The sequence below is a fragment of the Streptomyces sp. NPDC054961 genome (genome assembly GCF_053609145.1).
This window is the reverse complement of the sequence record NZ_JBSGWY010000044.1, coordinates 18418-41941: the sequence shown is the minus strand read 5'-3', so window position 1 is coordinate 41941 and position 23524 is coordinate 18418. Positions and strand designations below refer to the sequence as shown.

General features: G+C 72.6%; 16 protein-coding genes. 4 read left to right on the top strand and 12 right to left on the bottom strand.

Annotation, left to right across the window (positions count from 1 at the left end; genetic code table 11):
- Positions 1-181: 181 nt before the first annotated feature.
- Entirely contained in the window at positions 182-736 is a 555-nt protein-coding gene (locus ACWF9Z_RS30180) for a PadR family transcriptional regulator (protein WP_453607238.1), read from the bottom strand.
- Positions 737-984: 248 nt separating this feature from the next.
- A complete protein-coding gene (locus ACWF9Z_RS30175) occupies positions 985-2415 on the bottom strand; it encodes a lamin tail domain-containing protein (protein ID WP_453607236.1) in 1431 nt (476 codons plus the stop codon).
- A gap of 535 nt (positions 2416-2950) precedes the next feature.
- Here ACWF9Z_RS30175 and ACWF9Z_RS30170 point away from each other — a divergent pair.
- Entirely contained in the window at positions 2951-4090 is a 1140-nt protein-coding gene (locus ACWF9Z_RS30170) for an MBL fold metallo-hydrolase (RefSeq protein ID WP_453607234.1), read from the top strand.
- Positions 4091-4128: 38 nt separating this feature from the next.
- Here ACWF9Z_RS30170 and ACWF9Z_RS30165 read toward each other — a convergent pair whose 3' ends face one another.
- Entirely contained in the window at positions 4129-5889 is a 1761-nt protein-coding gene (locus ACWF9Z_RS30165; protein ID WP_453607231.1) for a hypothetical protein, read from the bottom strand.
- Between the two features lie 189 nt (positions 5890-6078).
- Positions 6079-7332 carry an MFS transporter gene (locus ACWF9Z_RS30160; protein WP_453607228.1) on the bottom strand — a complete coding sequence of 418 codons (1254 nt, stop codon included), beginning with the start codon at positions 7330-7332 and terminating at the stop codon, positions 6079-6081.
- Between the two features lie 338 nt (positions 7333-7670).
- Here ACWF9Z_RS30160 and ACWF9Z_RS30155 point away from each other — a divergent pair, with 338 nt between their 5' ends.
- Positions 7671-8699 (top strand): saccharopine dehydrogenase NADP-binding domain-containing protein, encoded by a 1029-nt coding sequence (locus tag ACWF9Z_RS30155; RefSeq protein ID WP_453607291.1) that lies wholly within the window; start codon positions 7671-7673, stop codon positions 8697-8699.
- 76 nt (positions 8700-8775) lie between these two features.
- Here ACWF9Z_RS30155 and ACWF9Z_RS30150 read toward each other — a convergent pair whose 3' ends face one another.
- Positions 8776-13683 (bottom strand): FG-GAP-like repeat-containing protein, encoded by a 4908-nt coding sequence (locus ACWF9Z_RS30150; protein ID WP_453607227.1) that lies wholly within the window; start codon positions 13681-13683, stop codon positions 8776-8778.
- A gap of 465 nt (positions 13684-14148) precedes the next feature.
- Here ACWF9Z_RS30150 and ACWF9Z_RS30145 point away from each other — a divergent pair, with 465 nt between their 5' ends.
- Entirely contained in the window at positions 14149-14481 is a 333-nt protein-coding gene (locus tag ACWF9Z_RS30145) for an SH3 domain-containing protein (RefSeq protein ID WP_453607225.1), read from the top strand.
- A gap of 64 nt (positions 14482-14545) precedes the next feature.
- On the opposite strand, the gene ACWF9Z_RS30140 is transcribed toward ACWF9Z_RS30145, so the two are convergent.
- The 5 genes from ACWF9Z_RS30140 to ACWF9Z_RS30120 are packed head-to-tail and all read right to left on the bottom strand — an operon-like array spanning position 14546 to position 20760.
- Positions 14546-14902, bottom strand: a complete 357-nt coding sequence (locus tag ACWF9Z_RS30140; protein WP_453607223.1) for a UBP-type zinc finger domain-containing protein — start codon at positions 14900-14902, stop codon at positions 14546-14548.
- Complete coding sequence (locus tag ACWF9Z_RS30135; RefSeq protein ID WP_453607221.1) at positions 14899-16434, bottom strand: ATP-binding protein; 1536 nt, start codon at positions 16432-16434, stop codon at positions 14899-14901. The genes ACWF9Z_RS30140 and ACWF9Z_RS30135 overlap by 4 nt, the downstream gene beginning before the upstream one ends.
- Positions 16431-18107: an FAD-dependent oxidoreductase gene (locus tag ACWF9Z_RS30130; protein ID WP_453607218.1), complete on the bottom strand. Its 1677-nt coding sequence runs from the start codon at positions 18105-18107 to the stop codon at positions 16431-16433. Before ACWF9Z_RS30130 ends, ACWF9Z_RS30135 begins: the two co-directional genes overlap by 4 nt.
- Positions 18104-19435 (bottom strand): anhydro-N-acetylmuramic acid kinase, encoded by a 1332-nt coding sequence (locus ACWF9Z_RS30125; RefSeq protein ID WP_453607288.1) that lies wholly within the window; start codon positions 19433-19435, stop codon positions 18104-18106. The genes ACWF9Z_RS30130 and ACWF9Z_RS30125 overlap by 4 nt, the downstream gene beginning before the upstream one ends.
- A 5-nt stretch (positions 19436-19440) precedes the next feature.
- Positions 19441-20760: an MFS transporter gene (locus ACWF9Z_RS30120; RefSeq protein ID WP_453607216.1), complete on the bottom strand. Its 1320-nt coding sequence runs from the start codon at positions 20758-20760 to the stop codon at positions 19441-19443.
- A gap of 109 nt (positions 20761-20869) precedes the next feature.
- Between ACWF9Z_RS30120 and ACWF9Z_RS30115 the strand changes: the two genes are divergently transcribed.
- A complete protein-coding gene (locus ACWF9Z_RS30115; RefSeq protein WP_453607213.1) occupies positions 20870-21124 on the top strand; it encodes a hypothetical protein in 255 nt (84 codons plus the stop codon).
- 95 nt (positions 21125-21219) lie between these two features.
- Here the strand turns inward: ACWF9Z_RS30115 and gap are convergent, their stop codons facing one another.
- Positions 21220-22218, bottom strand: coding sequence for a type I glyceraldehyde-3-phosphate dehydrogenase (gene gap, locus ACWF9Z_RS30110; RefSeq protein WP_453607211.1), 999 nt, complete (start codon positions 22216-22218; stop codon positions 21220-21222).
- A 163-nt stretch (positions 22219-22381) separates the two neighbouring features.
- The gene (locus ACWF9Z_RS30105; RefSeq protein WP_453607208.1) at positions 22382-23338 is read right to left on the bottom strand and encodes a GlxA family transcriptional regulator; all 957 of its coding nucleotides are present in this window, start codon (positions 23336-23338) and stop codon (positions 22382-22384) included.
- Positions 23339-23524: the final 186 nt, after the last annotated feature.

Here is a 23524-nt window from a genome sequence, read left to right as displayed (position 1 = left end):
GGGCGTTCGCCTTCCGGTCGGAGGATGAGGGAGGAGAGGAGAGGAGAGGTGAGGTGCGGGGGGGGCGGCGGCGCCCCGGGGTGAGGGCTCACAGGGCGAGGGCTCGACGGGTCGAGGGCTCACGGGGTGAGGGTCCACGGCGTCGCGCCGGGAGGCCGGTGGGCCTCGGCGGGCCAGGAGGTCAGGGCGCCACGAGCCGGTGGAGCGTGGCGCGCACGTCCTCCAGCCAGGCGAGCTGCATCCGCTCGTAGGCGATGCCGCCGCGGAGCACGACGTGCTGGAGTTCCCGCCCGGCGTCGTCCACCGCGGGAGCGTCCGGGCCGGTGAAGTCGCGCAGCTCGCCCGCCAGATAGTGCGTGAGCCGGTCCGCGTGCGCCCGGTGGTGCCGCTCCACTTCGCGGATGAGCGCGGCCGGGTCGTCGAAGGCCGCGCCGCGGATCTTCACGGCGAGCTCGTGCCGGACGCTGTCGGGCTGGATCGGCTCGTGGAGCCATGCGGCGAGCGCGGTCCGGCCGGGCGGGGCGACGGAGTACTCCTTCTTGTCCGGCCTCGCTCGCTGCGCCACTTCGAGGACGTCGACCCAGCCGTCGCCCTCCATCCGCTTGAGCACGCGGTAGATCTGCTGGTGGGTGGCCGTCCAGAAGTAGCCGATGGACCGGTCGAACCGCCGGGCCAGCTCATAGCCGGAGCCGGGCTTCTCCAGGAGAGAGACGAGGATCGCGTGCTCGAGTGCCATGCCCCGATCCTTCTATGCAACTCGTTGCATAGACAAGCGCCCTCGTCCGGTTGAGACGCGGCTCACGTGGCGCGGGGCCCCCGTGCGGATCCCCCGCTGCTGCCGGGCACCGACGGCGGCGGGCCGAGCAGGTCCGCGGCAGCGGGCCGAGCAGGCCCGCGGCGGCGCGATCGCCCTCCCGGACAACGCGGACGCCCCCGCCCGCCTCATGGAGAGAGCGGCGCGGGGGCGTTCTGAGCGGACTGACGTCAGCAGGTGATGGCGCCCCTGCGCAGGGCGTGGCCGCCGGTGTTGCTGTCGTCGGACCAGAAGACGGGCTTGGAGCCGGCGACGCACTCACCGGCACCGGCCACCGAGAAGCCCTCGTTGTTGAGGTTGGCCATGCCGCTCGGACGGTTGTAGACCGCGCTGACGGCGAAGGCCCCGGACGCGGCCACCCGCATGGTCCGGTGCTGCCCGTCGCACGTGTCGTCGCAGACGGCCCACAGACGCGAGGCCTGCGGCTCCCACTGCACCTCCATGACGCCGGCCATGCCGCTGTTGACGTCCGCGACCCGGGTGAAGGCGCCCGAGTCCTGCAGGACGTAGCCGTAGAGCATGCCGGTGCCCTCGACGCCGACGAAGAACACCCCGCCGGAATGGGCCCCGTAGCGGCTCGGGTCGTACACCGCGCCGGTCGAGGCGTCCTTGAAGCCGGCCCCGGTCAGGTAGGAGTCGGGGACCCAGGTGACTGCCTCGAGACCGAGGTTGGAGCCCACGGACGGCAGGTTCGCGGTCAGGTTCCATTCCTTCGTGGCGGTCAGCGTGGACGCGGTCCCGCTCGCGTCGTACCGCAGGACGGACAGCCGACTGGTGCCCGAGGAAGCGCTGTTGCGCTCGCTCGCGACGAAGACGCCGCCCGCGGCGCCGGCGCCGGTGAGCGTGACGCCCTCGGAGTCGGGGCTGCCGGAACCGCCGCCCGGGAAGCGCAGCGTCTTGCCGGAGGACCAGCCGTTGGCCGTGTCGGGGGTCCACCCGCCGGAGCCGTTCGGGAGCAGGCGCCACAGCTTCCCGGAGTTCTGCGCGGCCCACATCACGCCGCCCTCCTGGTAGAGCCCGCTGAGGTCCTCGCCGAAGACGTTCGACGCGTCGGCCGTGGCCACCGAGCCGCTGCCCGGCCAGGCGACCGGTGTGGTGCCCCCGCCCGGGGAGCCGCAGTCGTTCGGGGCGCCGAGCGTCACCCGGGCCGCCTTGAACGTGCCCGTTCCGTCGGCACAGCGCGACCACGACGGGGCGGAGTGCTCGCTCCAGGTGAAGGTGTCGGTCAGGGTGGTGCCGTCCGGCAGGTAGAGGCGCGCCTTGTCCCCGGAGCCCAGGCCGAAGGAGCCGTGTACGTCGAAGGCACGGAACGCGCCCGGGGCCAGCGTGGTGCCGGAGGCGATCTTGTACTTCGAGCTGCTGCTCGAGTCCTTGAGGATCCAGCCCGACAGGTCGACGGGGGCGGTGCCCTTGTTGTACAGCTCGATCGAGTCGTCCACGTCCCCCGTGGTCACCACTTCGTTGATGCGGATGTCGTTGGCCGGAGCGGCCTGGGCGGGGACGGCTGCCAGGGTACCGACGGCCAGGGCCGGTACGACGACGAGAGCCAGGCCCAGCGCGAGTCGATGGCGGCGGTGGTGGCGGGCGGGCGATTCGGTCACGGTGTCTTCCCGGGGTCGTTGGAGCAGGGCGGCACGAGGGTCTCCCCCCAGGCCGAATGGGTGCTCCCCGGCAGGGTGGTGTGCCGGTGAACGGTGGCCGAACTGTGCACGTGGCCGCCCGCGGGCGCGGCCCGCCCGGTACCCGACCGCCCACCACCCCGCGGACCGACGCCGCGGGAAGGAACCGGTGACGGGCCTCCGGCTTCTCGCACGCCGCCTGCCCCTCCCCCGCCACTCCGGTCATCGGGGCCACCGGCAGCACCGGCAGGCGCGTCACGGCCAGGCTGGACGCCGCGGGGGGCCGCGTCAAGACCGCGGGCCGGAGCGCCGCTCGGGTGCGGGAGGGGCGCGGGCCTTCCGTTGCGACCGGAATGAGCCCAGGACCTGGGACGGGGCCCTCGAGGGCGTCGGCCGCGCGGGGATTCTGGCTCCTGAGGACACCCCGTACGGTGCGGCGTACGCTCGTCGCGAGGGACTCGTAGCGACGCCGCCCGGCCCCGGCGAGCCGGGGCCGGACGAGACCGCGGGAGGATCCATGACCGCGCTGGGCGACCTGATCGAGATCGACGACAGGACCGTACTGGTCCTCGGGCAGGAACTGGACGTCGAGCACGGCCAACCGGACGTCGCCAACGCCCTCGTGCACCGGGTCGGCGAGACCCTGGTCCTGATCGACACCGGGGTCACCACGGCCTTCCGCACGGCGCTGCGGAAGGCGGCCGACCGGGTCGGGCCCTGGTCCCGGGCGCTGGTGCTGACCACGCACGGCCATCTCGACCACATCGGCAACAACGACCTGCCGGCCGACGCGTGGGACGTGCCGGTCGAGCACTACGTCCCCGCCCCCGACGTCGACCAGATGCGGGACCCGGTCCGGTACTGGTCGCGGTGCTTCGAACGCGTCGCCGGGCAGGGGCCGTTGCCGGCGGAGCCCGCACTGTTGGCCGACGAGGTGGTGTCGCTCTTCCGCCCGATGCGGCCCTTCGGCCCGACGACCCGGATGTACGAGGAGCTCCCGCTGGAGCGGATCCGGATCGGCTCGATCCGCTTCACCGGCTGGACCTTCGCCGACGGCGCGGTCCGGGTGCTGCGCAGCCAGGGCCACTGCGCGGGACACGTGATCGTGCACCTGCGGGAGTGCGGCGTGGTCCACCTGTCCGACGAGGGCAACGGACCCTGCGGTCCCATGGCCGACGCCGACCAGCTCAAGATCCAGACCGTGCTCGGGGCCGTCGCCCTCCTCTTCGAGGAGGGCGAAGCCTCGCTCCTCACCGACGGGCACACCTTCGCCGTGCGCGGAGCCGCTGAGGCGGGGCCCTACCTGGACGGGCTGCTGGAGCAGGCCACCGCACTCCAGGAAGCGGCTCTCGGGTTGACGGCGCAGAGCGGTCGGGTGCGGCCCGGCGAGTTCACCACGCGCTTCCTGGAAGCCGTCACCGGACTGGGGGTCGGCGGCGCCCACCCGAATGCGATGTTCACCGCCATGATGGCGGTCAATCAGCTCCGTGAGCTCGGACTGCGGCCGCAGTCCGGCGACATCGACGCGAGCTGGTCCCTGCCCGCCCTCGAGAACCCCGCGCCGCTCCCCCCGCGACCGGCGCGACGTCCGGGACAGGGCACGGATGAGGTGACCGGTACGTCAGCGTCCGGGACCGCGACCCGTGCGGTCGCGTGACGGCCGGCCCGGAGTTTCCCGGGCCGGCCGTACGCCACCTACGCGGTCGGGCGACGACGGCGGCCGGTGCCCGCCACGAGCGCGGCGCCCATGGCGAGCGCCACGCCGGAGGCGCCCAGGGCCCAGCTCGCCGCCGGGTCGGCGCCGGTCTGCGCCAGCTGACCGCCACCCGTGCCGTTCGTGCCGGCGGCGGGGGTCTTCGTGTCGACCGGCTTGGCGCCGCCGTCCGGGGCCGGCTGGTTGCCGCCGTTGTTGCCGGTCCCGGAACCCGTACCGTTGCCGTTGCCGTTGCCGTTGCCGTTGCCCGAGCCGCCGCCCGTGGCCGCCCCGTGAACCGACGTCTGCTTCACGACCATGTCGGATTCGACCGGGTGCGCGGAGCCGTTGCTGTCCCCGTACAGGATGACGACGATCGGGCTGTCCGGGGCGTCGGCCGTGGCCCGCACCCGGAGCTGTATGTCGAACTTCGCGTTCTTGCCGACGGCCCACTGGAAGATCGCCCCGGGTTCCCGGCCGAGGGGGTCCTTCGCGAGGGGAACCCACGCCGTGCCGTTCCAGGCCTCGATGTCGAAGTGCTTGGCCCACAGCACGTCCTTGCCGTCGGGGAACAGGAAGAACACGAAGGTGTACTCGTCGATCGCCTCCTTGCCGGAGTTGTCGACGTGCAGCGCGAGCTGCTGCCAGTCGCCGCCGGCCGTGAAGCCGCCCTGGGGCAGACCGTCGAGCCCGAGCTTCGGGCCCTGGCGCTCCGCCTGCTGGTCGGCGGCCGTGAGCGTCGTGCTGTGCTTCACGCGCGGCGCGCTGCCGCCTTCGGCCGTCGTGTCCAGGGACAGGCGCGTGGCCGGAGCGTCCTTGGCGAACTTCATCCGCAGCTTCAGGTCGAAGACCTCGTTCTTCTCGATGTCGACCTCGGCGAGCGAGAAGCTCCAGGCCTCCTCCGAGCCGTAGGCGTCGATCTCGTGCCAGCCCCAGGTCCCGCCGGCGTCCGGTGCGTACACCTCCAGCTGGGCGTCGCCGTCCTCGAAGCCCGTGGTGTCGAGCGTCCACATGGCCATTTCGAGGCTGTAGTCGTCGACGCCCCGGCGGCCCGCGTTGTCCACGTGCAGGGAGAACTCGCTCCAGTCCGACCCGGCCGTGAAGCCCTTCGCCGGCAGGCCGGTGAGGGACAGCCCGGGCGCCCCGGCCGTGGTGCCGTCGCCGTCACCGGTCTGCGCGTGCGTGATCTTCGACGCGAAGGAGGCCGCCTTCGAGTCGGCGTCCCGGTTGTCCGTGCCGGTGACCGCGACGGTGATGTCCGCCGCGGGCGCCTCGGCCTTGGCCCGCATCCGCACCTTGACGTCGGTGACCGAGTCCGCGCCGTAGGTGAGGCCGGGCGTGGCGTCGTACACCGGGGCATCGGGTCCGGGCAGCGCCGCCCTGTCCGCCTTGTGCCAGGCACCGGCGTAGAACACCTCGACGTCGAAGTACGAGGAGCGCAGGTTGCTTCCCCTCACGCTGAGCTCGAGGGAGTAGCCGGTGACCGACGGGCCGCCGGTGTTGTCCACCTTGACCGTGAACTCGCTCCAGTCCGAGCCGGCGGCGAAGCCGGCCCGGGGCGCGTCCGTGAACGAGAGCGTGGGCGCCCAGGGGCTCTCCTGGCCGGGGCCGGCCTGCGTCGGCGCCGTGTCGTCCTTCGGCGCCGCGTCCGGGGCGGTCACCGCCGGGTTCTTGACCTCGTCGGCCATCGCCGGCGTGACCATCAGAACCGTCGGACCGACCACGGCGGCGACCGCCACGACGGCAATGCGCTTGAGCTTCACTGAATTCCCCTTCGTGCGGCCGGGCCGCGTGTGATCACGCGCCCAGCCGCCCCCCATATCGTTTTGAACCTGCTCAGGTTAACGGGGTGTGATCGCGGGTCACGACGCGGAAGGTCACGAACGGACACCGATCGCACGGGGGGGGGTGGCCGGCCGCCCTGGGGCGCGCCTCGGCCGCCGCCCCGCCCCTCACGCCCCGTACTGCCGGGGCGTGCGCGGAGGGGCCGTCTCCGACGGCGCGACGGGGGCCGGCGACGGGAGCATCGCGTCCAGGCGGCGCAGGGCGGTACGGCGCTGGACGGTCGACAGGGCCGCGATCGCCGCGCCGAGGGCGAGCCAGCCCGCCGGGCCGGCCGTCATCACCAGGCCGGTCAGCAGGAGCGGTCCGGCGGACTTCTGGACGGATTGGGCCATCCCCGCCACGCCCAGGTAGGACGCCCTCGCCTCCGCGGGGGCGAGGGAGACCGCCAGTTCCCAGGAGCTCACCGAGCGCATCAGCTCCGCCGCGGTGGCCAGTACCGCCGCGGCGAGGAGCACGACGGACGCGGTCCAGGCCCCGGCTCCCGCGGTGACGGCGAGGAGGACGCAGCACGCCAGCATCGTCAGCCCGTACAGGACGACCGCCGCCACGGCCTGGCGGGGCTCCTCGACCTTCGCCGACACGCGCAGCTGGAGTACGACGACGAGCGCGGTGTTGATCACGAGGAAGGCCGGGACCAGGGCGTGCGGCGCGTCGGTGTGGTCCACCAGCCACAGCGGCAGGCCGATGCCCAGGATCGAGTCGTCCAGGTTCATCGGTATGTCCAGCAGGACGAAGCGCAGGTAGCCGCGGTCCCGCCAGGGGCTCGGCGCATCCGGCCGGACCGCCGGAGCCGCGGCGCCTGCGGTGCGCGCGGCCACGATCCCCTGGCCGCGCGGCTCGCGGGTGCGCCAGACGAGGGCCGCGGCCGCGAGGAAGGACAGCGCGTTGGCCAGGATCAGGACCTGGTAGGCCTCGCGGGTCCCCAGGGCGAGACCGATCGCGGCGACGCCCGCGCCGAGGCCGTACCCGGCGTTCGCGGTACTGCGCGACAGCGCCTGGTAGGTGGCCCGGCGGTCACCTGCCGCGCGCGTGGCGAAGAGCATCTCCAGGGTCTTGGCCGCGCGGTCCCCCAGGTAGGTGAGGGCGACCACGGGCAGCAGCACGTCGAAGCGGGTGACCACGAGCAGCGAGCTGAGGGTGCCGAGGCGCAGGAGGTGACAGCCGATCAGCAGGGAGCGCACCTGGAACCGGCCGGCCAGGTGGCCCGCCAGGGGTGATCCGGCGATGCCCGCCACCGCGGCGGCGCCGAGCAGGAGGCCGAGCCGACCGGCGTCCAGGCCGATGACGAAGACGAAGAACAGGACCGAGGAGGCGGCCCACACGCCCGTTCCGGTGCGGTCGAGGAGTTGGGCGAACAGCATGATCCGGGCGTCCCGCCCCCCGGGCGGACGGCGCAACTGCGCCACCAGGCCGGGCCGGACCGGTCGCCCCTTCCCTGTTCCCGCACCGCGCCGCCGCATCTCAGGCCTCCGAGTCCCCCGCGAAGATATCTCGATGTCGAGATATCTGGCGGTAGCCTGCCCGAGAATAATCTTGACGTCAAGATACTTCCGGAGTGCCGACACGGCCGGCGTCCGGGAGCCGGCGCACGGAGGACGGCGTGTCCGAAACTGCGCGGATGCTGTCGTTCCAGACCCTCACGACGGGCTCCTCGCACGGCGAGACTGGACCCCACAGGACACCGAGAACGGGGAAGACGATGAACACGACGGCCGCAGTGGTGGTTTACGGGGCGACGGGACACACGGGGCGCTTCATCGTCGCCGAACTCCGCAGGCGCGGTGTCGCCACCGTCGTATCCGGCCGCGACGCCGCCCAGTTGGACGTACTGGCGGCCCAATGGCCGGGCGTGGACGCGCGGCCGGCCTCCGTGGACGACCCGGGCGCGCTGGACCGGGCCCTCGCGGGCGCGGCGGCCGTCATCAACGCCGCCGGCCCCTTCGCGGTGACGGGAGGCCCCGTGGTCGAGGCGGCCCTGCGCGCGGGGATCCCGTACCTCGACGTGGCGGCGGAACTCGAGGCGAACGGCGCGACGTTCACCGATCACGCGGAAGCCGCCCGGAAGGCGGGTACGCCCGTGGTCCCGGCGATGGCCTTCTACGGCGGACTGGGCGACCTGCTGGCGACCGCGGCGATGGGCGAGTGGACCTCCGCGGACGAGGTGCACGTCGCGTACGGGTTGAGCAGCTGGCATCCCACGGCGGGCACCAGGACGGCCGGCGCGGTGTCCCACGAGCGCCGCGCGGGCCGGCGGGTGCGGTTCACGGACGGTGCGCTGCAGTACCACGACGACGCGGCGCGGGTGCAGGACTGGGTCTTCCCGGAGCCGCTGGGCCGGCGGCCGGTGATCGCGGAGTTCACCATGGCCGACGTGGTCACCGTTCCCAGCCACCTGGACGTACCCGAGGTCCGCACCTACATGGCCGTCGAGGCCGCGCGGGACCTGGCCGGTGAGGACACTCCGGCGCCGGAGGCGGTGGACGCTCTGGGCCGGTCGGACCAGACCTTCGTCGTGGACGTCCTGGTGCGCGCGGGTGGCGTCGAACGGCGCGCCACGGCCCGGGGCCGGGACATCTACGCGATCACCGCGCCGCTGGTGGTGGAGGCCGTCCAGCGGGTCCTGGCCGGCCGGACGCGGGCCACGGGGGTGGCCTCGGCAGGTGCGATGTTCGATGCGGCGGACTTCCTCCGGGCGCTCGCCCCGGACCTGTCGTTCGAGTTGAGCTGACCCGGGACCGACGCGGGGCCCCGCACCTTCGGGAAGGTGCGGGGCCCGTGTCAGCGGTGGCGGGTCGCCGTCGCGGTCACCAGGTGCCGGGCAGGGTCTGCCAGCTCAGGAAGCCGTTCTCGAAGCCGCCGTCGGGGCGGCCCTTGAAGGTGAACGCGCCCGTCGCGCCGGTGGCGTAGTTGTACATGCTCGCGATGTCGTCCCGGCCGTCTCCGTCGGAGTCGCCCGAGACCGGCGGGCCGGCGCTGGAGGCGTACCAGGAACCGTCCGGGGTGTCCCAGCTGCGCACGCCCTCGGCGACCGTGCCGTCCGGCTTGCCGAGCAGGGTGTCGAGCGAGGCGTGGCCGTCGCCGTGGTCGTACATGAGCGCGGCGTCGGCGCGGCCGTCGCCGTTGTAGTCGCCGACCGTGAGCTTCGTCCGGGCGTACTCCCAGACTCCGGCGGCCTTGGCCCAGTGCTTGACCGGGGCGGCGAAGCCGCCGTTCGGCTGCGCCAGACCGGTGAACAGCGCGGTGCCGTACGAGGCGTAGCCGTACATGGCCAGGAAGTCGTCCCGTCCGTCGCCGTTCATGTCGCCCACCCGGAAGGTGGCGTAGTCGCTCCACCACTTGCCGGTGCCCGTGCGCCAGCTCGGGACGGACGCGTTGAAGCTGCCGTCCGTCTTGGCCGTCCAGGTGTGGGCGCCCATGTCGCCGTTCCCGTAGTCGTGGATCAGGGCGAAGTCCCCTCGCTTGTCGCCGTTGAAGTCACCGGCGAGCGGGATCGACTTGGCCCAGTTGTAGGTGCCCGTGGCGATGGTGAAGCTCTTGACCGGGGTGAACGTGCCGGTGGAGTTCGAGACGAAGTTCCACAGGGCGTTGCTGCCGTCGGCGTAGCCGTACCAGGCGCCGACGTCGGTGCGGCCGTCGCCGTTGAAGTCACCTGCGACCCACTTGGCGCGGGCGTAGGAGAAGGCGCCCTTGGCGCTGGTCCAGCGCAGCGTGGGTTGCTCGTACCCGCCCGTGGGCAGGGCGTTGAGCACCCACAGCGCGGTGGTGTCGTCGCCGTAGTCGTAGACGGTGGCCAGGTCCGTGCGGCCGTCGCCGTTGAAGTCGCCGGACAGATCGGTGCGCAGGTGCGCGGTGCGGTCGGCCGGCTGGTGCTCGACGGTGGATCCGGTGGTGCTGTTGTGGCGGATGTAGCCCTTCTGGAAGTCCTCGCGCGGGCCGCCGGCGACGTCGTACTCGTCCGACGTCGGGTATCCCAGGGCGCTCTTCTCGCCGCCCAGTTCGAGCCACTTCTTACGGATCGAACCGAACAGGGACCAGGCGCCGTTGCCGCTGCTCCAGTAGACCGAGGCGGTGTCGGCTGTGTCGGTGCGCTTGCGGAAGGTGTTGAAGCGGGCGACGCTCCCGTCACCGACGTTCGTCTCGTCGGTGACCGGATAGCCGAGGGGGCTCGCCGGACCGCCGAGGGAGACGTACTTGGTGAAGATGCTGCCGTGGACCGACCAGGCCCCGGTCTCCTTCGAGTAGAAGATGCCGCCCTTGCCGCCCGCGGTCGAGTAGAAGGTGTTGAAGCGGCCGCCGTCGAAGGTCCCCGACTCGTCCGAGGTGGGGTATCCGAGGATGCCCTTCTCCGCGCCGAGGGCGTTCCACTTGGCGCGGACGGCCCCCCACACGACCCAGGCTCCGGTGCTGGGGTGCCAGTAGATGGAGCCGTTGTCGGTGGTCTGGCCGGCGCCGCGCAGGTGGACGTAGCGGCCCACGCCGTCGGCCGGGACGAGGACGTCCGTGGTCGGATAGCCGAGCGAGGTGCCGCCCTTGGCCAGGAACTTCGCCAGGATCGGTCCGCACAGCGTGTGCGTGCCCGTCCCGGCCGAGGTGAAGGCCTGGCATTCGGACCAGGAGGTCCCTCCGAGCACGAGCGGGCGGCCCGCGCCGAAGGCCGAGCCGCCGGTCAGGGCCTGGCCGGGGAACTCGGTGATGCGGCCGTCGCCGTCGCGCGACCACAGGTCCGCGTGGCCGGCGGCCTCGAAGTCACCGTTGGTGGTCAGGTGCGGGTACGCCGCGCCGGTGAAGCCGGTCCCGATGGACGTGGCGCGCGCGGCGGGGTCGGCGAAGACGGCCAGGTCGGCGACGGTCACCGAGCCGGGGTCCGTCGTCTTGCGGCTCGTGTACTGGTGGATCTTGCCGGTGACGGTGTCACGGGCCCAGATCTCGGGCAGCTGGTCGCCGTTGAGGTCGCCCGGCGCCATGACCGTCATGTTCTTCCAGTCGGCGTTGCCGAGCAGGATCGGCGCGCCGACGACGTCGAGGAAGCCGACGGGCGTGCCGAGGTACAGCCACAGCTGGTCGCCGGTCTTGACCAGGAGGTCCGGCTGGTCGGAGTCGTCGGTCTTCGCGTCGCCGTTGTCGTCGTTGACGCTGCCGATGGACACCACCTGGTCGGCGTGGGCCCAGTGGTCGTTCTCCTCGGTGTTGACCACACTGAGTTCGATCCGGTTGGCGTCCGCGGTCTCGAGGTCGCCGTCGCCCCTGTTCGGGTAGACGTACAGGTTCTGCCGGGAGTTGTCGGAGCTGGGCCGCAGGACCATGAGGTCCTCGTAGTAGTCCTCGTTCCAGCTGCCCCGGTGCGTCAGCGCGGTGGCGTCGGCGAAGGAGGCCTGGTCCAGCTGCCTGGACAGGTCGAACGTGCCGTCGCCTTTCCCCGGATGCATCCACAGGGTTCCGGCGCCCGGGTCGACGCTCCAGATGTCCACGGTGCCGTCGCCGTTGAGGTCGCCGTGCTTGTCACGGGTCGCGAGGCGCTTGGCGTAGAACAGGTATTCCTTGAGGTTCGACCGGTTGCCGGAGGCGTCGAGACTGTGCACGAACAGGCGCTGCGGGCCGGCCGTGGTCGGCCTGTAGACGATGTCGACGGATCCGCCCGCGGTGGTGGGCGCGATCTTGTTGACCTTGGGGTTGGAATCGGTCCACCACTCGAAGGCGGTGACGTCCTTGACCTCGTTGGCGCTCAGATTGAAGGTGCCGTCGGTGCGCGCGAAGCCCGTCTTGGCCGGGTCGGGCTGGTTCTCGGGGAACTGGAGCGACGTGACGACGGGCGTCCTGTCGGGCCTGGTGCGGTCCAGCGTGAACACGCACTGGCCGGCCCACGGCCCCGGGGGGCCGACGTTGTCGAGGGTGCGGACGTCCCACCGGTACGTGCCGTCCAGGCCGCCGGCGGGAATCGGCAGCTGGGCGACGTTCCCGTTGGCGGCCTTGACGACGGTCTTGGTGGGCGTCGTGGTGCCGTCCTTCCAGTAGTGGAATTCGGCGCTGAGGGACACGTCCGTCGTGTCCTTGTCCTTGACCCGGGCGCGCAGCACCACCTGGTCGGTCGTCCCGATCACTCCGCCGGTGCAGGGCACGGACGGGTCGGTGGACCGCTCGGTGGGCTTGTCGGGGGTGGTGTTGAAGGTGGTCGAGATCCGCGCGCTGTCGGGGTCGAGCTTGCGCCAGGACACGTCCACGGTGTCCTTGGCGGCCTTGAGGCCGAAGGTCCAGTTGCCCCAGTGCTTCTGCGCGGCCGCGGCGACGGCCGACTTCACGTTCAGCTCGATCAGGTCCCCGTCGCCGGGGCAGTTGCGCCCGCCGAAGGACTGGCCGGTGGCGTCGACGAGCCGCGTCCAGTCCGGCTGGTTGTTCCAGGTGGTCGACTTGGAGATGGTGCCGGTGTCCCAGACCTGGATGTCACCGGACTTGCAGCTCCAGGAACCCGCCGACTTCTGCTTGATGCGCAGCGTGGACTCGATGATCTGCTTGTCCCAGTAGTCGGTCATGCCGACCTGGAAGAAGGTCTTGGCGCAGATCACCTGGTTGCCGTTGGCGGCGTCCTTCGCGCAGCCGACGCGGGCGTCCTTGCTGAGCGTGCCGCCGTTCCAGTAGTTGGTGTTCGGCGAGGACGGGAACGCGTTGTGCTTGTACGCGATGGTCCACGCCTGCTTCCAGGCGTCCCAGGTGGGGTCGATGACCACGGGGTACGTGGTCTCCGGCGCCTTGAGGAGGTTCTGGTCCGGCGTCAGGGTGAGGGTGGAGCCGGAGAGCTTGACGCCCAGGTCGGCTTGCCTGGCGCCGTCGGTGATGCCGTCGACCGGCGCCGCGGGGGGCGGGGTGGCGGCGTCCGCCGCGAGGGTGGCGGCGGGGGCGTCCGCGGACCGCGTGGTCTTGGCCGCCGGAGCGGAGGCGGGCTGCTGGGCCTTCTCGCCGCCGGCGTCCCACATCTGCGGCTTGGCGGAGCCGAACACGGTCTGGCCGGACGGGTCCACGGCGCGCAGCTGGCCGTCGGCCTCGGCCCGGACGGTGAGTCCCTTGCCCTTCAGCCCGAAGTTCAGGGTGGCCAGGTCCGGGTTGGCCGCGGCCTCGCGCGTTTTGACGATCAGCGCGTGCGCGAAGCTGTCGTTGCTCGCACTGACGCGCAGGTCCACGCCGGGGAAGACCTCGGCGTAGACGGCGCTGTTGCCTTCCAGCGTGGGCTTGGGAAGCGGCTTCGGCCAGGAAAGCGAAACGTCCCGGCCGTTCTCCGACATGACGACGAGAGGTGCGTCCCCGCCCCCGGAGAAGGTCAGGCCTATCCGCGCCGCCTTGGGGGTCAGCCGGCCGTCCCGCGCCCGCTGGAGCGTGGTGTCGACCGGTATGAGCTTTCCGGCCTGGCGCACCCGCACCGGAACGAGGGACCGGTTAACGGTAACGGTTCCGTTGGGATTGGCCCACGTGTCGTTCGTTTCGGTGCGCTGCCCGACGATCTCGACCGGCTTACCGGTCCGCTTGGCCTCCGAGGCCGCTTTCTCCGCTTCGCTCGGGGCGGGCGCCGTCTGCTTTCCGGCGAGGATGCCGCTCTGCCCGGCCGCGTCGGCGGCGGAGCCGGCCCCGACAAGGCCCACGGTCAGTGCCAGCGTGGTGACCAGCGCAGATGCCCGCGGGCGCTGCCGGCCGGTGGCGCGAAAGCGCGCCAGGGGTCGTCTCACGAATGTTCCTCGTCCTCGATCCGCGCGCCCCCGGTGTGGTGCGTGCGGACGGATGTCCTGATCGGTCCGGATGAGCTTCTCATGAGAATTGACCGAAAGAGGAATAACCGGAAGTAGGAATTCCGATTACACGGCCTTTCTGTCCGACTTTGCCTGAACTTGACGTAGGTATATATGGCATGCCCTCGTCATTTTGGCTCGGGATGGAGTTCTCGTCGTTGCGTTTCCCGTCACCGCCCGCATAGCGTGCGACTTTGCTCCCGCGCGCTTTATCGCGGAAGCCGGTGTGTGCGAAATCGCGAGCTCCCCCACTCCCGGCCGCCACCGGTCGCCGCGCGCGGGGCCATCCGGCGTAACGGTGGCGTGTTCCCCGGCGGCCCGCCGCCCGGACGGTGGATAGTCGTCCGGTGGTCGGCGCCATGCGTCGCCGATGCGGGCCGGGGCGACACAGGGAGAGTGGATCCGATGGGCAGGAAAGCACTGCTGACGTACGCGCTGGCGGCGGGCGTACTGATCGGCCCGCTGAGTACGGCCGGGTGGGCGGCCGAGGGCCGCGCGCGGGCCGATTCCCGCCCCGTGGGTGTGGTGGAGTCCCAGGCGCCGCTCAACGTCCGTGAGAGGCCGACCGTGTACGCGGACGTGGTGAACAAGCTGCACCCGCACGAGCGGGTGCTCCTCTCCTGCCAGAAGCGCGGAGGATGGGTGGACGGCAACCCGGTGTGGTACAGGCTGCACGGTTCCAAGGGCTGGGTGTCCGCGCGCTACGTCCACAACCTCCAGCCGGTCCGCCCCTGCTGAGGCCCGGGGCCGGGGTCAGGCCCCGCGTTCCGCTGGTCGTGAGGTACCCCGCCCGGTACCCCGCTCAGCGGTGCAGCCGGCGCGTCCAGTCCTCGGGGACCCGGCCCGACGGTCCCGGCGCCGGCTGGTCGGCGGGGTGCTGACCGGGGGGCGCCAGCTCCGGACCGGACTCGTACAGCTCGTCGCCGCCGTAGTCCCAGAACCAGTCCTCGCCCGGTTCGAAGCTCTGCACCAGCGGGTGGCCCGTGGACTTCCAGTGGGCGGTGGCGTGCTGGGCGGGCGAGGAGTCGCAGCAGCCGATGTGTCCGCACTGGGCGCAGCGCCGCAGGTGGAACCACCACCCGCCCACCGCGTCGCAGTCGAGGCAGCCCGTACCGGTGGGCGGGACGCTCGGGTCGACTCCGTCGATGTCGGCGGTCATACGGGCTCCTCGGTGGTCTCGGGTCCGGACGCGGCAGCGGTGCGGGCGCCGGTGCCGGTGTTCGTGCCGGCATCGGCATCGGTATCGGCATCGGCATCGGCTTCCTGGGCCGTCAGCGGCAGGAGGACCTGGAAACGGGTGTCGCCCGGCGCGGACTCGACCTGGAGGCTGCCGTGGTGCTTGTTGACGACGATCCGCCAGGAGATGTCCAGGCCGAGGCCGGTGCCCTCGCCGACCGGTTTGGTGGTGAAGAAGGGGTCGAAGATGCGGCTGCGGATGTCCTCCGGGATGCCGGGGCCGGTGTCGCGGAACTCCACCAGCAGCCGGTCGCCCTGTCGTGCGGTGCGCACCGTCAGCGCGCCCTCCCGCCCGGTGCCGGCGATGGCGAAGACCGCGTTGTCGATGAGGTTGGTCCACACCTGGTTGAGCTCCGCCGGGTAGGCGGGCACGTCCGGCACCGAGCGGTCGTACTCCTTGACCACCCGGACCCGGGGACCGATCTTGCCGGAGAGCATCAGCAGGGTGCTGTCGAGGAGTTCGTGGACGTCGACGACCCGGTACGGCGCCCGGTCGAGCTGCGCGTACTGCTTGGCGGCGTCGACGAGGTGGGAGACGCGGGTGGTGGAGTCGGCGATCTCGTCCATCAACAGCTCGGTCTCCACCGTGTAGTTGAGCCAGCCGATGGCCGCCGGGAGCAGGTCCTCGGCCACGGTCGCCGCGACGTGCTCCAGCCAGTCCGCGTCCAGGCCCGCCTGGACGAACGTGGGGGCGACCCGCCAGCCCTCCGCGATGCCGTGGTCCTCGAGCCAGTCGGTGAGTTCGTCCTCCCGGTCCGAGGCCTCCAAGGGGCTCAACGACGGTGCCTTGGCGACGCGTTCCGCGGTACGTTCCTGGATCTCGATGAGGTCGGCCAGCGCCTCGCGGGAGTAGTTGCCCTGGGTGATGTGGGCCAGCTTGTGACGCATCTTCCCGACCCGTTCGCGCAGCGCCGCGGTGGCCCGGACGGCCGCGGCGGCCGGGTTGTTGAGTTCGTGGGTGAGCCCGGCGGACAACGAGCCGAGGGCCAGCAGCCGTTCACGCTGGCCGATGGCCTGCTGGGTGGAGCGCGCGCCGAAGAAGAGCCCTTCCAGCAGGTGCGCGGCCATCGGGAACCATTCGCGCATGACGTCCGCGAACGACTGCGCCGGCAGCACGAAGAACCGCGTCCGCTCGGTCACCCGCATCGAGTTGTTGTAGGTCTGCGGCACCCGGTCGCCCAGGTAGGCCTGCATGGCTCCCGCGTACACCCCGCGCTGCGAGGTCCGGCCCACCTCGACCTCGTCACCGCCGACCCGGCGCGACAGCACGACGGTGCCCTCGATCATCACGTAGAAGCAGGTCGCCGGGTCGCCCTCCGCGTACACCGGACCGGCTTCGAACCGCTCGACCCTGCCCTCCGCGCACAGCCGCCCGAGCTGCTCCGGGGAGAGCTTCTCGAACAGGAACAGCGAGGCGATCTCCTGCGGCCCGCACGGCATGACCTGCCCGCTCATGACTGCTCCAGGTACCGGTGGACGAGCATCACGGCCATGGCCCCCTCGCCGACGGCGGACGCGACGCGCTTCGCCGACTGGGCGCGCGCGTCACCCGCGACGAACACGCCGGGAACGCTGGTCTCCAGGTGGTACGGCGCGCGGTCCAGCGCCCATTCGGCCGGCGGCCGGCCGTCCGGGGTGAGGTCCGGTCCGGCCAGGATGAAGCCGTGCTCGTCGCGCAGCACCGTACCGTCCAGCCAGTCGGTGAGCGGGGCCGCGCCGATGAACACGAACATCCACTGGGCGTCGGCGAGTTCGGTCGCGCCGCTGTCCACGTCCCGCAGCGTCAGCTGTTCCAGGTGGCCTTCGCCGTGCGCCGCCTCGACGACGGTCCGGGTGCGCACCGTGATGTTCGGCGACTCCTCGATCTGCTGGATGAGGTAGTACGACATCGACGCCGCGAGGGACGGCCCGCGCACCAGCAGCGTCACCGACTTCGCGCCCCGCGCCAGGTACATCGCCGCCTGCCCGGCGGAGTTGGCCCCGCCGACGATGTACACGTCCTGCTCCAGGCAGGAGGCCGCCTCGGTGAGCGAGGAGCCGTAGTACACCCCGCGGCCGGTGAGGTCGTCGCAGCCCGGTGCCCGGAGCTGCCGGTACGAGACGCCGGTCGCCAGGATGACGCTGTGCGCGGCGATCGTCGAGCCGTCGGAGAAGCGCACGACGCGCGCCGCGCCACTGACCTCCAGCCCCGTGACCTCGCGCGCGGTGAGGATCTCGGCGCCGAAGCGGCCGGCCTGGCGCCGGGCGCGGTCCGTGAGCTGCGCTCCCGACACGCCGTCCGGGAACCCGAGGTAGTTCTCGATGCGGGAGCTCTGCCCGGCCTGCCCGCCGGTGGCGGACCGCTCGACCAGTACCGTGCGCAGGCCTTCGGAGGCCCCGTACAGTGCCGAGCCGAGCCCGGCCGGGCCTCCGCCGATCACGACGAGGTCGTAGAAGTCGGCGGTCGGTGTCGTCGCGAGCCCCACGTGGGCGGCCAGGTCGGGTTCGTCCGGCTCGATCAGCACGGTGCCGCCCGCGGTGATCACCACGGGCAGCCGGTGTCCGTCCGCCCCGGCCGCCTCCAGCAGGCGCTGCCCCTCGGGCTCGTCGGAGGAGTACCAGCGGTACGGGACCTGGTTGCGGGCCAGGAACTCCCGCACGCTCGAGGACCGCGCCGACCAGCGGTGACCGACCATCTTGGTGGCGGGCACCGGCCGGTGGTCGCTGGAGCGCCAGGCCGACAGCAGGTCGTCCAGGACCGGGTAGAGCTTCTCCTCCGGCGGGTCCCACGGCTTGAGGAGGTAGTGGTCGAGGTCGACGACGTTGATCGCGTCGATGGCCGCGTCGGTGTCGGCGTACGCCGTCAGCAGCACGCGCCGCGCGCCCGGGTACACGCTCAGGGCCTGTTCGAGGAACTCGATGCCGTTCATCTGCGGCATCCGGTAGTCGGCGAGGATCACGGCCACCAGGTCGCCCCGCAGCTTCAGCTCGCGCAGCGCCTCCAGCGCGGAGTCCCCGGTCTCGGCCCGTACGATCCGGTACGCGCCGCCGTAGCGACGGCGCAGGTCACGGGCGATGGCACGGGACACTCCCGGGTCGTCGTCCACGGTCAGGATGACGGTCCGCGCTGTATCGGCGACCTCGGTCATGCCTCTCCTGCCCCCGGACGGCTGGTCTGGCGGCACGGCGAGCCGCCCGCGCCCGGTTCCCGCCCATCGTATGTTCGATCCTCCGGGTTCGCTTCGGGACGTCCGCGCCCCCGGAGGGCGGGGGTGCGCGCGGGGCGGACGGAGAGCCGGGTCGGGGCCGTCGTCAGCGGCTCCGGCAGCCGCAGGCCGGGGCCGCCGGGCGTGATCGAGCCGAGGACGGTCGCGTGCCGGGCGCCCGTGCAGGAGGGGACGGTGCCGGGCAGGCCGTGTGCGGTGAGCCAGCCCAGGACGGCGAAGGCGTAGGCCTCCTTCGCGCGTGAGGGCAGGCCGAGCTCGTCCGAGGTCCGCAGCGGTACTCCCCCGTCCCCGCCCAGTTCCTCCCGCAGCCACCGCATCAGCACCGGGTTGCGGGTCCCGCCGCCCGACGCGATCACCTCCGTCGCCCCGAGGGGCCGGACGGCGTCGGCCACGGTCCGCGCCGTGAGGCGGGTCAGCGTGGCGACGACGTCCCGCGGGGGCAGCGGACCGAAGGCGTCGAGGGCGGCGCGCAGGTAGGGCGGGTGGAAGAGCTCCTTGCCCGTCGTCTTCGGCGCGGGCAGGGCGTAGTACGGCTCGTCCAGCAGCCGTCGCAGCAGGGGCCCGTGGACCCTGCCCCGTGCGGCGAGCGCGCCGCCGGTGTCCATGGTGCGGGCCGCGCCCGCACCGTCGCGCCCCGCCAGCTCCCGCACCGCCGCGTCGATCAGCGCGTTCGCGGGCCCGGTGTCGAAGGCCAGCGGTTCACCACCCGGCGCGTCCGGCACCACCGTGACGTTCCCGATGCCGCCCAGGTTGAGCGCCACGGGCACCCCGGGGCGCCCCCGCAGCCACATGACGTCGACGATGCTCACCAGGGGTGCGCCCTGGCCCCCGGCGGACACGTCCCTCGTACGGAAGCCGGAGACGACGGGGCGGCCCGTCGCCTCGGCGATCCAGGCCGGCTCGCCGATCTGGAGCGTGCCGTGCACCCGGCCGGCACCGGCCCAGTGGTAGACGGTCTGCCCGTGCGAGGCCGTCAGGTCGGCCCGTCCGCCGCACAGCTCGCGGTCCGCCCGGACGGCCGCCGCGGCGAAGGCCTGACCGATGCGGGTGTCGAGCCGGCACACCGTCGCCGGGTCCGTCCCGGCGGGCGGCAGCGCCCCCGCCAGTTCCGCCCGCAGCTCGTCGTCGTACGCCGCGCTGATCATGCCCAGGGGCGTGAGCACCAGCGTGTCCCCGTCGAGGGTGAGGTCGGCGGCGGCCGCGTCGATGGCGTCGTGGGACGTGCCCGACATCAGCCCGATCACCCGCAGGACGCTCACCGCAGCGCCCGCTCGTGGGCGTCGCCGCGCAGGGTCAGCAGTGCGGCGGCGCTGACCGCGCAGGCGGCCGCCGCGTAGTACGCGGGAACGTCCGCGTCCCCGGTCCGCTCGACGGCCTTGGTGATGATCAGCCCCGCGCAGCCCGAGAACACGGCGTTGGACAGCGCGTAGGCCAGCCCGAGCCCCGTGTAGCGCACGGTGGTCGGGAACATCTCTGCCAGCATCGCGGGCCCGGGTCCCGCGATCAGCCCCACGGCGGCGCCCGCGCCGAAGAGCGCGGCCCCCTTCGCGTACGTCGGCACGTCGGCGTCCTGCACCAGGTCGAGCAGCGGCAGCGCGAGCACGGCGACGAGCACCGCCCCGGCCAGCATCACCGCCCGCCGCCCGATCCGGTCGCTCAGCGTGCCGGCGGGCAGGATCGACGCGGCGAAACCGAGGTTGGCCAGGACGGTCGCGCCGAGCGCCTGCTGGAACGTCGCGTGCAGCGTGCTCTGCAGGTACGAGGGCAGGACCACCAGGAAGGTGTAGCCGGCCGCCGACCACCCCATCACCCGCCCGGCTCCCAGCGCCACGGCCCGGATCGTCTCCCCGGTCCGCGGACGCCGGCCGGGCCCGGTCCCCCCGGTGGCGGCCGACGTGAAGGCGGGGGTCTCGTCCAGACGCAACCGCAGCCACAGCGCGACGGATCCGAGCGGCAGCGTCAGCAGGAACGCGATCCGCCAGCCCCACCCGTTCAGCTGCGCCGTGCTCAGTACGGTCGCCAGGAGCGCCGTGGTGCCGGCGCCCGCGAGCAGGCCGAGCGCCACCGTGAACGACTGCCACGCCCCGTACCGCCCTCTGCGGCCCGGCGGCGCGCACTCCGTCATGAGCGCCACCGCGCCGCCGAACTCCCCTCCCGCGGAGAGCCCTTGCACGATCCGCAGCAGGGTCAGGAGCCACGGTGCGGCCGCGCCGATGGAGTCGTACGTCGGCAGCAGGCCGATGAGCGTCGTGGCGCCGGTCATCAGACAGATGACGAGGACGAGCGTCGGACGCCGGCCGACGCGGTCCCCGAGCCGCCCGAACAGGGCCGCTCCGACCGGCCGGAAGAAGAAGGCGAGGGCGAACGACGCGTAGGCCTTGACGAGCGCCTCGACCTCGCTGCCGCCCTCCGGGGTGAAGAAGTGCCCCGCGATGACGGTGGCGAGGAAGCCGTAGACGCCGAACTCGTACCACTCGACGAAATTGCCGACGGACCCCGCCACCAGCGCCCGGCGCGAGCCGGCCGGCTCGGACGTCACGGGTGACCGGACCGGATCGGGGGCGGGCGAGAGCATGGGCCAAGCGTGCTGACCGGAGGGCCGGTCCACAAGTTCCGCCTGCGCCATCTGCCGTACGTCACGGCGTGCGGATGCGGCCGCGCTCGTCCGGCGGCAGGCTGAGGGGATGGAGCGCGCGCCGATCGTCGTACACCGGATCGCCCCGTCGGGCGGCCGACGGGTCACGCTGCGCGTGGGCGGTACGGAGGCGGTCCTCGGCGTCGCGCACTCGGACGCCGACCTGATCGAGTTCCTCCGCCGGGTCGAGGTGCCGGATCCCGACGAGCTCGTCCTGCGGGACTCGTCGGCGATCGACTGGCAGGCGGACGGCCCGCACGTCTACGAGGCCGAGGACGAGCCGCCGCCCGCCGATCTTCCCTGACCACGGGCCACGCGGCGTCGGCCGTCGTGGCCCGTGGGTCCTGGGTGGTTCGTCCTGAGCCCCTGGGACGTGGGACGTGGGTCGTTCGCCGCAGGTCAGCGACTGGCGATGAGCTCGAGCGTGTCGATCACACGGTTCGAGAAGCCCCACTCGTTGTCGTACCAGGCGACCACCTTGATGTGCCGGCCTTCGACGCGCGTGAGGGCGGAGTCGAAGATCGACGAGGCGGGGTTGCCCGTGATGTCGGACGACACGAGCGGGTCGTCCGAGTACTCGAGCACACCGGCGAGCGGACCCTCGGCCGCCGTGCGGTACGCCGCGAGCACGTCCTCGCGCGTCACGTCACGGGCGACGGTGGTGTTGAGCTCGACGATCGATCCCACGGGGACGGGGACGCGGATCGAGTCGCCCGAGAGCTTGCCCTCGAGGTTCGGCAGCACGAGCCCGATCGCCTTGGCGGCGCCCGTCGTGGTCGGCACGATGTTGACGGCGGCGGCGCGGGCGCGGCGCGGGTCGCGGTGCGGACCGTCCTGCAGGTTCTGCTCCTGCGTGTAGGCGTGCACCGTGGTCATGAAGCCGTGCTCGATGCCCGCGAGATCGTCGAGTACCGAGGCCAGCGGCGCGAGCGCGTTGGTCGTGCACGAGGCGTTCGAGACGATCGTGTGCAGGGCCGGGTCGTACGCGTCGCTGTTCACGCCGAAGGCGAGCGTGATGTCGGCCCCGTCCGCCGGCGCGCTGACCAGGACCTTCTTCGCGCCCGCGTCGATGTGCGCGCGGGCGGCCTTGGCCGTGGCGAAGCGGCCGGTCGCCTCGAGCACGACGTCGACTCCGAGCTCGCCCCAGGGCAGCTGCGCCGGTTCGCGCTCGGCGAGCACCTTGATGCGGCGGCCGTCGACGACGAGCACGTCCCCCTCCACCGTCACGGGACGGCCGAGCCGGCCGGAGGTCGTGTCGTACGCGAGCAGGCGCGCGAGGGTGGCCGGCTCGGTGAGGTCGTTGACGGCGACGATCTCGAGGTCACTGTCGCGTTCGAGCAGCGCGCGCAGCACGTTGCGTCCGATGCGGCCGAATCCGTTGATGGCGATGCGAGTCATGGTGTGTCTCCCTGTCCCTGTCCCTTGGGTTCGCCACCAGGTTCGCGCGTGGCGGCCGCCGGGGACAGCGGCGCGATCGCCATGGTCCGCAAGGATCGCGCCAACGCGGCGGCGGGCTGCCGCGTTCCGCCGGGTGCGGGCAGCCGGGTCACGGGCAGCCGGGTCACTCGCCCCGGGCGAAGGTGCGCCGGTACTCGCTGGGCGTGGTGCGCAGGATGTGCTGGAAGTGCAGCCGCAGATTCGCGCCGGTACCGAGGCCGACGTCCGCGGCGATCTGCTCGACGCTCCGTTCCGAACGTTCCAGCAGTTCGCGCGCCACGTCGATGCGGGCCCGCATCACCCACTGCATGGGCGTGTACCCGGTGTCCTCGGCGAAGCGCCGCGAGAACGTGCGCGGCGATACGGCCGCGTGCCGGGCGAGCAGCTCCAGGGTGAGGGGGTCGCCGAGCCGGCGCAGTGCCCACTCGCGGGTGGCGGCGAACCGCTCGCCGAGCGGCTGGGGCACGCTGCGCGGGACGTACTGCGCCTGACCGCCGCTGCGGTAGGGGGCCGCGACGAGCCTCCGGGCCGTGTGGTTCGACGCGGCCACGCCGAGATCGGTGCGCAGGACGTGCAGGCACAGGTCGATGCCCGAGGCGGCGCCGGCCGACGTCAGCACGCTGCCCTCGTCGACGAACAGGACGTTCTCGTCGACCCGGACCGCGGGCCACTTCGCCGCGAGCGCCCGCGCGTAGTGCCAGTGCGTCGTGGCGCGCTTGCCGTCGAGCAGGCCCGTGGCGGCGAGGGCGAAGGCCCCCGTGGAGATGGCGGCGAGCCGCGCGCCCCTGGCGTGAGCCGCGACCAGGGCCTCGACCACGGCCCGCGGCGGATCGTCCCGGTCCGGGAACCGGTAGCCCGGGACGAAGACGGTGTCGGCCCACGCGAGGGCTTCGAGGCCGTGGGCGACGGAGTACGACAGGCCGTCGCCGCCGGTCACGAGGCCGGGCTCCGCGCCGCACACCCGTACCTCGTAGGGCATGCTCGCGCGGGTCGTGAACACCTGTGCGGGGATGCCGACGTCGAGGGGCTTCGCGCCCTCGAGGACGAGGACGGCGACGTGATGGGGACGGGAGGCTGGCACGGGAAGAGGTTACGTGGGGGTTCGGGGGCTCATGGCCCTGGCCGGGCCGGGGCGGGCCGGGCGCCGCGTGGCGGGCGGTGCCACGGGCGGTGCCACGGATGCTGCCCGGGCGGGCCGCCGACATGCCGCCGTCGGCCGCATGAGAGCGCCGGACGGTCGGTCCGCCGCACACTGTGCGGGTGGCCC

What these genes read in the sequence shown, in the direction of transcription:
- ACWF9Z_RS30145 (WP_453607225.1), top strand. Translation starts at nt 14,149, where the DNA reads ATGGGCAGGAAAGCACTGCTGACGTACGCGCTGGCGGCGGGCGTACTG.
- ACWF9Z_RS30155 (WP_453607291.1), top strand. Translation starts at nt 7,671, where the DNA reads ATGAACACGACGGCCGCAGTGGTGGTTTACGGGGCGACGGGACACACG.
- ACWF9Z_RS30160 (WP_453607228.1), bottom strand. Translation starts at nt 7,332, where the DNA reads ATGCTGTTCGCCCAACTCCTCGACCGCACCGGAACGGGCGTGTGGGCC.
- ACWF9Z_RS30180 (WP_453607238.1), bottom strand. Translation starts at nt 736, where the DNA reads ATGGCACTCGAGCACGCGATCCTCGTCTCTCTCCTGGAGAAGCCCGGC.
- ACWF9Z_RS30120 (WP_453607216.1), bottom strand. Translation starts at nt 20,760, where the DNA reads ATGCTCTCGCCCGCCCCCGATCCGGTCCGGTCACCCGTGACGTCCGAG.
- gap (WP_453607211.1), bottom strand. Translation starts at nt 22,218, where the DNA reads ATGACTCGCATCGCCATCAACGGATTCGGCCGCATCGGACGCAACGTG.
- ACWF9Z_RS30170 (WP_453607234.1), top strand. Translation starts at nt 2,951, where the DNA reads ATGACCGCGCTGGGCGACCTGATCGAGATCGACGACAGGACCGTACTG.
- ACWF9Z_RS30135 (WP_453607221.1), bottom strand. Translation starts at nt 16,434, where the DNA reads ATGAGCGGGCAGGTCATGCCGTGCGGGCCGCAGGAGATCGCCTCGCTG.
- ACWF9Z_RS30140 (WP_453607223.1), bottom strand. Translation starts at nt 14,902, where the DNA reads ATGACCGCCGACATCGACGGAGTCGACCCGAGCGTCCCGCCCACCGGT.
- ACWF9Z_RS30130 (WP_453607218.1), bottom strand. Translation starts at nt 18,107, where the DNA reads ATGACCGAGGTCGCCGATACAGCGCGGACCGTCATCCTGACCGTGGAC.
- ACWF9Z_RS30115 (WP_453607213.1), top strand. Translation starts at nt 20,870, where the DNA reads ATGGAGCGCGCGCCGATCGTCGTACACCGGATCGCCCCGTCGGGCGGC.